A 13,319-nucleotide genomic window follows, 5' to 3' on the forward strand; every position below is an offset into this window, starting at 1 on the left:
CCCATGCGCAAGCTTCTCGTCATCGGCATCGGCGCCGGCAATCCCGACCACATGACCGTGCAGGCGGTCGACGGCTTGAACCGCGCCGACGTGCTGTTCATTCCCGACAAGGGCGCAAAAAAGAACGATCTCGCAGAACTGCGCCGCCAGATCTGCGATCGATTCGTCACCAATCCAAACTCGCGCCGGGTCGAATTCGACGTGCCGGTGCGGGCCGAGCCAGCGCCCTCCTATCGCTCGGCCGTCAATGACTGGCACGAGGCGATCGCCGCGATCTATGAAAGCCTGATCCGCGACGAGCTTTCGCAAGATGGCTGCGGTGCGTTCCTGATCTGGGGCGATCCCTCGCTCTACGACAGCGCGCTGCGCATCCTGGAGCGGGTGCGCATGAGAGGCAATGTCGCGTTCGAGCTCGAGGTGATCCCCGGCATCACTGCCGTCCAGGCGCTCGCCGCCAGCCACAAGATGGCGCTGAACCGCATCGGCGATGCGGTTCAGATCACCACCGGCCGCCGGCTCACCGAGGAAGGTTTGCCCGACAATGCCGGCAGCACCGTCGTCATGCTGGACGGCAAATGCGCCTTCAACACGCTGGACGACAACGACCTCCTTATCCACTGGGGCGCTTATCTCGGCACGCCCGACGAGATCCTCATTTCCGGCCGCCTTGGCGACGTCGGCGACGAGATCGTCAGGACCCGCGACGAGGCGCGTCGGAAAAAAGGCTGGATCATGGACACTTATCTGCTGCGCAAGCCCGGCGAGCCGGAGGAGTAGGCTCCGCCGATACAGGTTCCACCGACCTCACCCGGCATCGATCTCCGCCTGTAATGCTTCCAGATGCGCCGCCGCCGCGGAAGCCGCAGCCCGTTCGATCGCGCGAAAGCGGCTGACCACCGCAAGCCCCGCCGGCGTCAACTGCGCGCCGCCGCCCTTTTTGCCACCGGTCTGCGCCGCGACCAGCGGCTTGCCGAACACCCGGTTCATGTCCTCGACCAGATCCCAGGCGTGTTTGTAGGACATTTCCATGCCGCGCGCCGCCGCCGAGATCGAGCCGAAGGCGGCGATCTGCTCCAGAAGCTCGATCTTACCCGGCCCGATGCGCCCTTCTGGATCGAGGTTTATCCGCAAGCTCAGCGACGGCATTCTCTCCTCCGCAGTCCCGCCATCCATCCTAGAAGCTCTCCGGCGCTACCGCTATTCCAAAATGATATAGCGACGATCATCCGCGGGTCATCCATCCGCCTCGACTGGCAGGCCGGCGCTCATGTTCGCCGGGTCGAAGCTAACCGTCTTGACCACCGCGTAGACCTCTCGACCAAGCCGGAGTTTCAGCGTCTGTCGCGATTGCTCGGTGATCCGGGCAAGCACGGTTGCGCCATGGCAGTCGATGCCGATCTCGACTGCGGGACCCTCGCCCGGCGCCATCGTTACGATCGTGCCCTGCAAGATGTTGAGCGCGCTGAGACCCGTCGGCTGTTCGGTGGCGATCATCACATCGCGGGCACGGATGCGAATGCGCATCGGCGCACCGACCGGCACCGCCAGAAGCGGCACGCGGATCTCGCCCGCCACCGAGCCGAGCACGGTCATGCCAAAGACATTGTCGTGGCGCAGCACCGCGGTATCCAGCACCGCGCCGCCCTCGCCGCGCTCCTCCGCCGGCAACAGGTCGAGCCGCTGCATGATCGCCCCGGTCGGGCCGCAAGCAGCGACTTTGCCTTGCGCCAGCACAACGACGTCGCTTGCCAGCCGCGCGACCTCTGAAATCGAATGGCTGACATAGACGATCGGGATTTTCGTCTCGTCGCGCAGCCGCTCGATATAAGGCAGGATTTCTGCCTTGCGGGCCTCGTCGAGCGAAGCCAGCGGCTCGTCCATCAGCAACAGTTTCGGGCTGGCGAGCAGCGCCCGGCCGATCGCCACGCGCTGTTTCTCGCCGCCGGAAAGCTTTGCCGGCCGCCGGTCCAGCAAAGCACCGATGCCGAGAAGGTCGACCACCGCATTGATGTCCGCATAGCGTTCGGCCGTCGGCGTGAACCAGCGGCCGTAGCGCAGATTGCTGGCCACGCTCATATGCGGAAACAGCCGCGCGTCCTGGAACACCATGCCGATGCGGCGCTTGTGCTTCGGCACGAACCGACCCGCATCCGTATCGACCAGCACGCGGCCGTCGGCCTCGATCAGCCCCTTGTCCGGCCGGATCAGGCCCGCAATCATGTTGATCAGCGTCGTCTTGCCGGAGCCCGAGGGCCCAAACAGCGCGGTCAGCCGCCCGGCGCTCTCGAAGCGGGCGTCGACCTCGAAGTCGCCAAGCCGATGGCTGATGTCGACCACAACCGTCATTCGACATCCATCCGCCTGCCGACGCGCCGCGCCAGCACCTCCGATGCGACAAGTGCTGCCATCGAGATGATGATCGAGATCAGCGTCAGCCTGAGCGCACCGGCATCGCCGCCCGGCACCTGCGTAAACGTGTAGATCGCCGACGGCAGCGTCTGCGTCTGGTTGGGGATGTTGGAAACGAAAGTGATCGTTGCGCCGAATTCGCCCATCGCCTTGGCGAAAGACAGGATCGCGCCGGTAATCAGGCCGGGCAGGATCAGCGGCAGCGTGATCGTCCCGAATACCCACAACGGATTGGCGCCAAGTGTCCCGGCCGCCGCCTCGATTCTGCGGTCGACCGCCTCGATCGACAGCCGGATCGCCCGCACCATCAGGGGAAAGCCCATGACAGCGCAGGCCAATGCGGCACCTGTCCAGCGAAAGGAGAAGACAATGCCGAAATGCTCGGCCAGAAACGCCCCGACCGGGCCGCGCCTGCCGAAGGAGAGCAGCAGCAGATAGCCGATAACCACCGGCGGCAGGATCAACGGCAGATGCACCAGCCCGTTGAGCAGCGTCTTGCCCCAGAATTGGCCACGGGCAAGCACAAGCGCGATCAATATGCCGGGCGGCAGGCTGGCGACCATCGCCACTGTCGCCACCTTGATCGACAGCCGGACCGCGTTCCATTCGTCGGGAGTGAGGTCCAGCAACCAATCCATCTTTTGGCGTGCCTCAGTTGCTCGGCGTGAGGACCGTAAAACCTTGCGCCTTGAAGAGCTCGCCTGCCTTGGCGGATTGCAGGCACTTTAGGAATGCCGACGCATGCTTGTCCTTCGAATCCGCGATCTGGGCAACCGGGTAGACGATCGGCGGGTGCGAATCCTGTGGGAAGGTGCCGATCACTTTGACGCCGGGCTCGGCATGCGCGTCGGTGGCGTAGACGAGGCCGAGCGCTGCCTCACCTGTGGAGACCAGCTTGAGCGCGGCACGCACGTTCTCGGCCTGCGCCAACTTGTCTTCGATCGAGGACCAGACGCCGAGCGATACAAGCGCCGCCTTGCCATATTTGCCGGCCGGCACCGCCTGGAAATCGCCCATGGCAAGCCTGCCGTCACCGATCAGCCCGGCAAGATCAAAACCCTTTTCGATCCTGGTTTCGACCGTCGAATCCTTCGGCGCCACCAGCACGATCTGGTTGCCGAGCAATTTCACCTCGGAACCCGGCTTGGTCAGCTTCTTGTCGGACAGATAGTTCATCCAGTCGCGATCGGCCGAGATGAAGACGTCGGCCGGCGCGCCGCCCTCGATCTGCTTGGCCAATGCGGAGCTTGCCGCATAGGAAATGGTCGCCGCCTCGCCGACATCGGCGGCGCAGGCGGTGTTCACTGCATCCAGTGCGTTCTTCATGCTTGCGGCGGCAAAGACGATCAGCCTGTCATCGGCATGGGCAACCGGCATGGCGGCGATCAATATCGCAAGACTGCCAATGGCGGCCGCCTTCAATCCGAAACCCTTGCGCACCAGCATGAAACTCTCCCGGAGCTTGAAATCCGATCGGCGCGACCCTGCCAGTCGATATATCCGCCTGAATATAACAAGGGAAGGCTTTTTGCCTGACTTAGCCCAATAGCCCGCCGACGGCACTGCATGACACCGCCACCGCTCGCGGGCGGACGACACAGCACCGGCGAGCAATTTGAGACAAAGCAAAAAGCCCGATGTTGCGGCTCACACCGCGATGGGCGCCTTGATCGTCGCATCGGCGAGGTAGTTTTCCAGCCGGAAATCTTCGAAGCGGAAGGCAAAAAAGTCCTTCACCTCCGGATTGATCCATAGCGTCGGCAGCGCCTTGGGCGTGCGCTGCAACTGTTCGCGCGCCTGCTCGAAATGGTTTGCATAAAGATGCGCATCGCCCAGCGTATGGACGAAATCGCCGGGCTTCAGCCCCGTGACCTGCGCCACCATCATGGTGAGCAGCGCATAGGAAGCAATGTTGAACGGCACGCCGAGAAAGATATCGGCGGAACGCTGGTAGAGCTGGCAGGAGAGCCTGCCTTCCGAGACATAGAACTGGAACAGGCAATGACAGGGTGGCAGCGCCATGGCTTCCACTTCGGCCGGGTTCCACGCCGAAACGATCAGCCGTCGGGAATTAGGATTCTTGCGTATCTCCTTCAAGAGATTGGCAATCTGGTCGATGGCGCCGCCATGGCCGTCCGGCCAGGAGCGCCATTGCTTGCCGTAGACCGGGCCGAGGTCGCCATTCTCGTCGGCCCATTCGTCCCAGATCGAGACGCCGTGGTCGTTGAGATATTTGATATTGGTGTCGCCGGCCAGGAACCACAGAAGTTCATGCACGATCGACTTCAGGTGAAGCTTCTTGGTGGTGGTGACCGGAAAGCCGCGCGCGAGGTCGAAGCGCATCTGGTAGCCGAACACCGAGCGCGTTCCGGTGCCGGTGCGGTCACCGCGATCGGCGCCGTTTTCCAGCACGTGCTTCAAGAGGTCGAGATATTGGCGCATCGGCGATTCGGGGGCTCGATTCGGGTTAGGCAATCATAACCGACTGGCTGCCGGCCGAATATGTCAAAACGGCACCAGAGTCGCTTTCTCTTACCGCTCGTTTGCGCCGCCCCTCATTGCCCTGCCGGGCAATTCTCCCCGTATAGTGACGGGGAGAAAGAGCTGCCCGCGTCAGCATCCGCAAATTGACATGCGATCCTCAGAGGCTGGCGAGCTTGCCCAGCTCCTTGGCAACCAGGTAATAAAAGGTCACCCGGCTCTTGGTGTTATCGGCCTCCATCGCCTTGCAGGTCTTTTCGATGGCGGCGTCCGCCTTGCTGCCGTCGTCGACGCCAAGCTTTTTGGCAACCCAGCTGGCCTTGACGCGACCAAGTTCGTCGGGATCCGTGCAGGAGACCAGCGAGGAATCACGATTCCTGAGCGCAATGCCCAAATGCTTCACGATCTTGGCGACCGCGTCGGCATCCGCCGCGGCGTCGTACTTCTTCACGTCTGCGAGATAATCGGCCATCAAATTTTCCCCTCGTCGGCGCCACGAGATCCAGTCGATGAGGGTTGTGGCGCGCTGCCGCAAAATGTGCGCTAGTCGGTAACTCCTCACCGCCGCAAAGCTTCGGTTGAGAGCGTTGACAAGTCAAGCCTTTGGCGATGCTGTTTGAGACAGCGGACAGAGCATCATTGAGGCCTTTCATTTTTTACGATCGGTCCCTATATCTGTTTCGTCGGCTCGACCGACTATGGCGATAAACAGGCGATGAAATAAGCCGTTCGGACCCGGGGGCGGTACCCGGCGCCTCCACCAAAAACCGCTCTGCGAAGAGCGGCTTTTGCTGGGGGCGAAATAGGATCGACGAAGGTGTAAAGATCGTACTTTTGCCCGGCATTGTACCACCGTTATCGGGCTGAACTTATAGTTGCCAACGACAACTATGCGGAAGCACGTCTCGCCGCGTAAGCGGTGCGACAGCTTCAAATCAAGCCCTAGTGGTTCGCACTTCTAGGCGGGGTTCGGAGGTACCTGGCAACAGAAACCTCCACTTCTCCTGCTTCGATTCCAACTTTCCCTCCGATCCCCATCTCACCTCGATACTGTGACGGCAGCAGGCTTGCTGGCCGCGCGGCCGCGCCCAGACGCGAAAAAGGCCGGGACTGACCCGGCCTTTTTCATTGCTCTCACTGGAAAGCATCTATTCTGCCGGCGCTTCGACAACCTGCCGTCCGCGGCCGAGCGTCACCTTGGCCAGCGTGAACGAGATCACCGCGCAAAGCATGATGCCCGCCACCATAGGCAGCGGCGTGCCGTCGAAGAACACCCCGGCGATGCCCATGGCGACCGCGCCGATGGCGAAGTGCAGGGTGCCCATCAGTGCCGAGGCCGTGCCGGCGATCGCGCCATGCTCCTCCATGGCCAGCACCGAAGTCGCAGGGATCACCAGGCCGAGGAACCCGTAGCCGACGAACAGCAGCGCCGCCATGACGTCGAGCCGATCGACGCCGGACGCCATCACCGCGAACAGCACCACCATCGTCGTCGCATAGCCGACCACCGCGACCCGCACCACCGGCCTCAGCCCGAACCCTTCGGACAGCGTTCCCGTCAATTGCGACATGCCGATGAAGGCGACCGCGTTGATCGAGAAGAACACGCTGTAGACCGACGGCGACAGCCCGTAGTGTTCTATCAGGATGAAGGAGGAGCTCGACAGATAGACGAAGAAGCTCGCCAGCCCGAAGCCGCCGATGGCCGCCAGGCCAAGGAAGTTGCGGTCGCCGATCAGGAAGCGATAGGCCGACAGCGCGGTGCCGAACGAACTGCCTGCACGCGCCTCGACCGGCCGCGTCTCCTTCAGCGAGGTCGCCAGCAGGATGGTGGCGAGCACCGCCCCACCGGTCACCGTCCAGAACACGGCACGCCAGCCGAAATTCTCGATAATGACGCTGCCGGTCAGCGGCGCCAGGATCGGCGACACCGAAAACACTAGCATCAGGAGCGACATCAGCTTGGCAGCTTCGGTGCCGGTGTGCAGGTCACGCACGATGGCGCGCGGCACCGCCATGCCTGCACTGGCGCCGAGCCCTTGCAGGAAACGGAAGGCGATCAGCCATTCGACCGAGGGCGCCAGCGCCGAGCCGATGCCGCCGACCATGAACAGGGCGAGGCCGCCATAGAGCGGCAGCTTGCGCCCGACCATGTCGGAGATCGGTCCGACGACGATCTGGCCAAAACCCATGGACAGAAAGAAGATCAGCAAGCTCATCTGCACGGCTGCGGTGCTGGCCTGCAGATCTGCGCCGATCGAAGGCAGCGCCGGAAGATACATGTCGATGGCGAACGGACCGATGGCCGACAACAGGCCGAGCACAACCGCGATGCGGAGGAATTGGGGATTCATGATAGCGGGCTTCTTTCAATCTGGTTTGCCGACCGGCGTGTAATCCTGGGACGTCCCATCCCGTGGAATTCCTGCAGGGGGAATTCCTCTAAATCTAAGTCCATAAATTTAGACACTCTTGTCTAATTCGTCAATCACCTATATATAGTTTTCATGAAGCACGACGTTTCTCCTGACAGCATCCCGCCACGCGGCCATGAGGCAAAGCGCGCCTCGATCATGGACGCTGCCGGCGAGGTGTTCTGCCGCGAAAGCTTCGCCGGCGCCAATATCGACATGATTGCCGCCGAGGCCGGCGTGTCGCGCCAGACGATCTACAATCACCATGGCGACAAGGAGAAACTCTTCGTCGCCATCGTCCGCGACCTCACCGAGCGCTGCAATGCCGGCATCTTCGCCACCATTTCAACCTTTCCCGACCAGCCGAAGGATCTCGAGGCCGATCTGATCGCCTTCGCCGTGCGCATGACCCGCAACTGTATCTGCAGCCGCGACGGAAAGTTCCTGCGCAAGCTGATCCAGACCGAGGGCGAGCGCTATCCCGAGCTGTTTGCCGAATGGCGCGAACTGGGACCGGGCAGGACATGGCCGGCGATCGCCGCCCGTTTCGCCCGCCTCGCCCATGCCGGTTTCCTCGACATCGAGGACCCCGATGTCGCGGCGCGCCAGTTCCAGGCCCTCGCCAATGCCGAATTGCAGACGACCTTCATGCTCGGCGGCACGCCGACCGATGATGAAGTGCTGCAATCCGCGACACATGGCGTGCGCACCTTCCTGCGCGCCTTCGCCAAGCGGCAGCCGGCGGCCGATGCGCAAAAGCACAGCGCGCTCGCTGGCGCCTAAGCGATAAAATCTGAGGCATGCCCTCTCGCATCTGTGCTGCCGGCATGTATATCCGGTTTACGCCGCGCTCAAGCTTGATTACAGCTATGCGGACGATTCAACGGAACCCGACAGCGACATGGCCGACGACCACATTCGCTACGACATTCTGGCCCAGGAGGCACTGCGCGGCGTCATGCGCAAGGTCCTGGCCGAAGTCGCGCGCACCGGCCTCCCCGGCAACCATCATTTCTTCATCACTTTCCTGACCGGCGCCCCCGGCGTGCGCGTGTCTTCCCGCTTGCGGGAGCGCTATCCCGAACAGATGACCATCGTCATCCAGTTCCAGTATTGGGACCTGAAGGTGACCGACACCGGCTTCGAGGTCGGGCTGTCTTTCTCCGACGTGCCGGAAAAGCTGGAAATCCCGTTCTCGGCCGTGCGCGGCTTTTACGACCCGTCCGTCAATTTCGAGCTCGAATTCGACGTGAAGACGGAAACCTCGGCAGAAGGAGAATTGACCGGCAAGCCCGCTTCCGAACCGCTGGCGGTCGTCGCCGAGAAAAAGCCCGAGAAGAAGAAGACCGCTGAGGCCGAAAAGAAGCCGGCCGCAGCCGACGCCGCCGCCAAGGGCGCCGAAGTGGTATCGCTCGACGCCTTCCGCAAGAAGTGATCCGACGGGCCGCGCGACATGGCCGACATCGTCAACCTCCGCCAGGCCCGCAAGCAGAAGGCACGAGCCGAGCAGGAGCGCCTGGCCGAACAGAACCGGGCGCTGTACGGCCGCTCCAAGGCCGACCGGGAGCGTGACCGTTCGATCGCCGACAGGGCAGAAAGGTTTGTCGCCGGCCATCGCCGCGAAACCTCGGGCGATGCGGATTGCCCTGAAGTCAGACCGAAAAATGCGGCGGGGTTTTCGGACAAGTCCGATGCCTGAAGTGAAATGAGTCAGGTCCGGTGAGCCCGGTCGAGAAACGCTCGGTGACCATTCGCGGCCATCGCACCAGCTATTCGCTCGAAAAGCCGTTTTTCGACGATCTCGTCGCCATCGCCGCCGCACGCAAACTGACTCTCGCCGCCCTCGTCGCCGAAATCGACGAGGCCCGGCCGCGCGATGCCAACCTGTCCTCGGCGCTCAGGCTCTACGTCCTGGATTGGGCGAAGCGAGGGATGAAACCGGTCTAGCCCGGATGGTTAGCTAGGGGCTATCCGCCGCCGAGCGACTTCAGCAGATTGTCGATCGACGAGGGTTCAAGCGTGGGTTTTGGCGCGGATCCTGATGGCGGCGGGTTGTCATTGGTCGGCGGCTGACGCGCCCGCTCGATTTTCTGCGCCTGCTCGGCGGCGGCCCTGCGCTCGGCGTCGAGCCTTGCCTTTTGTTCCGCAGCGATCCGCCTCGCCTCTTCCGCCCGCCTCGCCTCTTCCGCTTTCCGACGTCGCTGTTCCTCGGCCTTCGCCGCCTCGTCCGCCGCTTTTTGCGCCGCCTTGGCTCTCGCTTCGGCATCCGCCTTAGCCTTGGCCTCGGCTTCAGCCTTCGCCTGCGCCTCGGCTTCGGCTTTAGCCTCGGCTTCAGCCCTCGCCTGCGCATCCGCCTTGGCCTTCGCCTCCGCTTCGGCTTTAGCCTTTGCCTCGGCTTCGGCTTTCGCCCTGGCATCTGCCTCGGCTTTCAGCCGCGCCGCCTCCTGCTGCTTGCGCAATTCTTCGGCTGCCCTGTCGCGCTCGGCTTGCAGGGCCGCGTAGTAACGCACCTCGCGCCGCAACCGCTGCTTTTCAAGCAGCGCTGCCTGCATCGCCTCGACCCGCTGCTGCTCCTTTTCCAGCGCGCGCTGGGTCAGGAACTGCGCCAGCGGCTCACTGTCGAACCGCCGCTTCGCGGCGCCGAACGGCCCGTCAACGCTGAAATTCACGGTCGGATCGGAGCCGACCAGCGCTTCGTCGCCCGGCTGATAAGTGATCGAACCAATGGCAGCGACCATGCTGGCCTTCAGGTCCGCCATGATGTCGGCCGACAGCGTCGCCGCCGGATTTTCAAGATTGACCGGCGGCGCCCTCAGCGTGCCACCAGCGATTGTGAAGGCGATGTCGGCATCCCCAGCCGGAAAACTGCCGTCCGCGGCGATCTGCGGCGCGAAGCCGGCGGTCTTGGCCGCGTCGATATCGCGCCCAATGGCGTCGGCCTTGGCGATGAAGGCGCCAAAGGCGGCGGGATTGACGCCGGCAATGGTCAAGCCTTTCAGCGCCGCCGTGCCGGAACCGGACAACGCCGCAACCATCGCATCGACCGATTTGCCACTGGCCGAGAGCGCCGCCGAGAAATCGCCGGCTCCGCTGATGCCAGTCTCTGGCAGCACGGTGGCCAGATCGGCGCCGGCAAGTTTCAGCTGGCCGGAGAAAAACCCGGTGCCGTCATTGTTCTTCAGCTCGAACAGTCCGGAAAGCGCGCCGCCGGCGAACTTTGCCTTGAGGTCCGAAACGCGGATGCCTTCGTGGTCGAGCTTCAGCGAAAGCGCCGCGTCATAGGCCGTGGCCAACGGGCCGGCGACCAGCGACGCCGTGGTCAACTCGAGTTCGGCGGTGAACGGCAGGATGGGTTTCTGGCTGAATGGGGCGGCCGGCCAAGCCTTGCCGGAGCCCAGAAAGGCCTGGTCGCCAAACACTGCCACCGCCATCGGGTCGAGATCCAGATCATCGAGCGCCAGCGCGCCGGCAAGATGCGGCAGCCCGTCGGCGACGCCGACATTGAGGTCGCCGGAAACCGCAGCCTCGTTGATGGCGCCGCTGAGGCTGGACAGCACCAGACGGCCGTTGCCGAAGTCGGCGTCGGCCGCAAGCCAAGTCGACATGCCTGTCCCCAGGCCCGGCAGTCCGACGCCTGTCGTCATCAGCCACGGCTCGATATCGGCGGCTTCCAGGCTGATCTTGCCCTTGGCGGTGGCGCCTTGTGGCGCGCTGGCGATCGTCCCGTCGAAACCGGCTTTGAAATCGTCGCCGGTCAGGTTGAAGCTCGTCGCCATGCCGCCGCCAAGCGTGCCTTTCGCCGAAACATCAGTAGTCGCCTCGCCAAGCATGCCGAGCGGCAGCGCCGGCAGGCCGTAAAGCGCCAGAAGCGCGGTGGCGTCGGTATTCCTGGCGTTGAAGGTCAACGACACCGGCGCCTCGAGAAGCCGATCGGCCAGTCCTTTGCCGGACAGCGATGCTGAAAACGCCGAGCCGCCTGCCCTGCCTTGCGCGCTGACCGCCAGTCCCGTCGTGCCGTCGCCATTGGCGGCGGCACTTGTCACCAGATCGATGCGCGCATTCTGCAACAGCTCGGGATATGCGGCGACACGCCCCGCCAGCCCTTTCAGCACGGCATTGTCGGGATAGTGCTTCGCCGCGACATCGACCAACGGCTTGAGATCGACGGCGACCACCGAGGCATCGAGCTTGCCGGTCGGGCTCGCTGGGAAATCCTTGATCCGGCCGGTGGCGCTGATCGAGGCGCCGGCAAGTCCGCCGACCGAGAGCCGGTCGATTTCAAGCAGCCCGTCGCGCAGCCTGAGCGCCGTATCGACCGTATCGGCGGTCAGTCCGCCGGCGCTGACCGGCCCGGCCTTGATCTGGAAATCGAGGTCGCGGTCGGAAAATCGGTTGGCGCCCTTGTCGCTGATGAAGATCGAGGCGAAGGCGGCGAGCCCGTCGACGTCGAGCTCGCCGCCGTCGAGCCGCATCAGCACCGACGGCCTGGCGTCTTCGCCCTGGCTGGAATCGATGCGGCCGGAAAATTTCGCCTTGCCGAGAACGAGTTCGAGGTCGCTGAAGGCCTGGCGGTTCCCGGACAGGTCGACCTTGGCCTTGAAGCCGGCGGCCGGAAGCCGGCGGATCGCCTCGTCGACATCCTTCGACAGCCAGGCGGCGAAGCCGGAAGGCTGCCCCACGGCCAGAAGCAGCGAACCGCTGAAGCCGAACTGATCCTCGAGACTGAGCATGCCGTTTGCTTCCAGCCTGGCGCGGCCCGGGAGCGTCGCGCCCAGCGACTTCACCGACCAGCCGGCATCGGCCGGCTCGGCCGAAAGGCGCACGTCACGAACCGTCGTGTCGCCGGCCACCACCGCCGGCAGCTTCACCTCGACGGTGCCCGGTATGGTCGGCTTGGGCAGGGCGAGCAGCGCCTGCTCCAACGCCGCGACGCGCTCGGACAGCGTCAGTCCGGTCGCGGCGCCGACGGCTTCATCGAACTGCACCTGAGCGCCATCGGCCTCGATTGAAAAGCGAGGGTTCGGCCCAAGGTCGACGGCAGCCTTGCCGTCGGCGGTGTAGGGATTGTCGAGTGGCCCGGTCTCGAAGCGGAATTCGTCGACGCCAAGCTTCCGGTGGTCTAGCGAGAACTTGCCGTTCAATCTGAACCCCGGTTCCGGCTTGCCGGCGCTGGCCTTCTCACCGTCGGTGCCGTCAAGCTGCGGCAAACGCTTGTCGGCGCCATTCCTGTCAGAGCTTGTGACCCTAAACTGGCCCGAATAGATCGCGGCCCCATCGACAATGCCGGCATTGCCATCCGCTTCGATGACCAGCGGATAGGCGTCTGGATCGGCCTTGAGCCTGAGCCGCAACTGTCCGTCGCCACTGGCCTTGCCGGTGGAGACGACGACCGTGCTGCGCAGGCCGTCGAGCCGCAGCGAACCATCCATCCGCCAGGGTCCGGCCAGCGATCTGGCAGAGATTGTCGAATTGATCTCGGAAAGACGATGGCTGCGGCCGCCGGCGGCATGGCGCAGCGCGATCTCTCCGTCGGTCACCGTCAGCTTCTCGATCGAGATCTGGCTGGGATCGTAGGGCGAGGACGGGCGTATCGCCCAGTCGACCGTGCCGTCGGCGGCAATGTCGATCGTCGCCTTCGGCCGCACCAGCCGCATGTCGAAGATCAGCACCTCGCCGCTCAGGAAGGGCGCCAGTTCGGCATCCATCGAAAAGGTCTCGACGGTCATTGCCGGCCGGCCGCCGGGGCCGCCGGCGACAGTGACATTCGAGAAGGTCACGGAGGGAAACGGCAGCAATTTCGCCGTTGCATCGCCCTGAACGGTGACCTTGCGGCCCAGAATGGCGCTCGCCTCGCGCTCGAAATCGGCCCGGTAGCCCGTCCAGTCGATAAAATACGGCACCACCAGCGCCGCACACAGCACCAGCACGAAAAAGCCACCGAAGAACACGAACAAACGTGCGAGCATCAACCCCCAAGCAGTCGATTGAAAATCAGCCGCACTCTACCCGCATCAG

General features: G+C 63.8%; 13 protein-coding genes and 1 other RNA gene. 6 read left to right on the plus strand and 8 right to left on the minus strand.

The features are described 5' to 3' along the window. Positions 1–3 precede the first annotated feature (3 nt). Complete coding sequence (gene cobF, locus AC0L2M_RS05300) at positions 4–777, plus strand: precorrin-6A synthase (deacetylating) (RefSeq protein ID WP_023798789.1); 774 nt, start codon at positions 4–6, stop codon at positions 775–777. Positions 778–804: 27 nt separating this feature from the next. Here cobF and AC0L2M_RS05305 read toward each other — a convergent pair whose 3' ends face one another. The 6 genes from AC0L2M_RS05305 to AC0L2M_RS05330 form a co-directional block, all read right to left on the minus strand. Further along, positions 805–1,146 (minus strand): winged helix-turn-helix domain-containing protein, encoded by a 342-nt coding sequence (locus tag AC0L2M_RS05305; RefSeq protein ID WP_023798788.1) that lies wholly within the window; start codon positions 1,144–1,146, stop codon positions 805–807. Positions 1,147–1,233: 87 nt separating this feature from the next. Further along, positions 1,234–2,346 carry a molybdenum ABC transporter ATP-binding protein gene (modC, locus tag AC0L2M_RS05310; RefSeq protein ID WP_023798787.1) on the minus strand — a complete coding sequence of 371 codons (1,113 nt, stop codon included), beginning with the start codon at positions 2,344–2,346 and terminating at the stop codon, positions 1,234–1,236. After that, positions 2,343–3,047, minus strand: a complete 705-nt coding sequence (gene modB / locus AC0L2M_RS05315) for a molybdate ABC transporter permease subunit (protein ID WP_023798786.1) — start codon at positions 3,045–3,047, stop codon at positions 2,343–2,345. Before modB ends, modC begins: the two co-directional genes overlap by 4 nt. Positions 3,048–3,060: 13 nt before the next feature. Further along, positions 3,061–3,855, minus strand: a complete 795-nt coding sequence (gene modA / locus AC0L2M_RS05320) for a molybdate ABC transporter substrate-binding protein (RefSeq protein WP_031254753.1) — start codon at positions 3,853–3,855, stop codon at positions 3,061–3,063. A gap of 201 nt (positions 3,856–4,056) precedes the next feature. Beyond that, entirely contained in the window at positions 4,057–4,851 is a 795-nt protein-coding gene (locus tag AC0L2M_RS05325) for a thymidylate synthase (RefSeq protein ID WP_023798784.1), read from the minus strand. A gap of 199 nt (positions 4,852–5,050) precedes the next feature. Further along, on the minus strand, positions 5,051–5,362 hold the full coding sequence (locus tag AC0L2M_RS05330) for a DUF2853 family protein (RefSeq protein ID WP_023798783.1): 312 nt from the start codon (positions 5,360–5,362) through the stop codon (positions 5,051–5,053). Positions 5,363–5,533: 171 nt separating this feature from the next. On the opposite strand from AC0L2M_RS05330, the gene ssrA reads away from it, so the two are divergent. Further along, positions 5,534–5,890, plus strand: a transfer-messenger RNA (tmRNA) gene (gene ssrA / locus AC0L2M_RS05335). 148 nt (positions 5,891–6,038) lie between these two features. Here the strand turns inward: ssrA and AC0L2M_RS05340 are convergent. Next, complete coding sequence (locus AC0L2M_RS05340) at positions 6,039–7,244, minus strand: multidrug effflux MFS transporter (RefSeq protein ID WP_473534256.1); 1,206 nt, start codon at positions 7,242–7,244, stop codon at positions 6,039–6,041. A 153-nt stretch (positions 7,245–7,397) separates the two neighbouring features. On the opposite strand from AC0L2M_RS05340, the gene AC0L2M_RS05345 reads away from it, so the two are divergent. The 4 genes from AC0L2M_RS05345 (at position 7,398) to AC0L2M_RS05360 (ending at position 9,251) form a co-directional block, all read left to right on the plus strand. Then, positions 7,398–8,087, plus strand: coding sequence for a TetR/AcrR family transcriptional regulator (locus AC0L2M_RS05345; RefSeq protein ID WP_023798781.1), 690 nt, complete (start codon positions 7,398–7,400; stop codon positions 8,085–8,087). Positions 8,088–8,205: 118 nt separating this feature from the next. Further along, the gene (locus tag AC0L2M_RS05350; protein ID WP_023798780.1) at positions 8,206–8,739 is read left to right on the plus strand and encodes an SspB family protein; all 534 of its coding nucleotides are present in this window, start codon (positions 8,206–8,208) and stop codon (positions 8,737–8,739) included. 18 nt (positions 8,740–8,757) lie between these two features. Further along, positions 8,758–9,003, plus strand: a complete 246-nt coding sequence (locus tag AC0L2M_RS05355) for a DUF4169 family protein (protein ID WP_473534257.1) — start codon at positions 8,758–8,760, stop codon at positions 9,001–9,003. Positions 9,004–9,023: 20 nt separating this feature from the next. After that, positions 9,024–9,251 carry a ribbon-helix-helix domain-containing protein gene (locus AC0L2M_RS05360; RefSeq protein ID WP_023798778.1) on the plus strand — a complete coding sequence of 76 codons (228 nt, stop codon included), beginning with the start codon at positions 9,024–9,026 and terminating at the stop codon, positions 9,249–9,251. A 20-nt stretch (positions 9,252–9,271) separates the two neighbouring features. On the opposite strand, the gene AC0L2M_RS05365 is transcribed toward AC0L2M_RS05360, so the two are convergent. Further along, positions 9,272–13,270: an AsmA family protein gene (locus AC0L2M_RS05365; protein ID WP_473534258.1), complete on the minus strand. Its 3,999-nt coding sequence runs from the start codon at positions 13,268–13,270 to the stop codon at positions 9,272–9,274. Positions 13,271–13,319 lie beyond the last annotated feature (49 nt).

This window comes from Mesorhizobium sp. WSM4806, assembly GCF_055811635.1.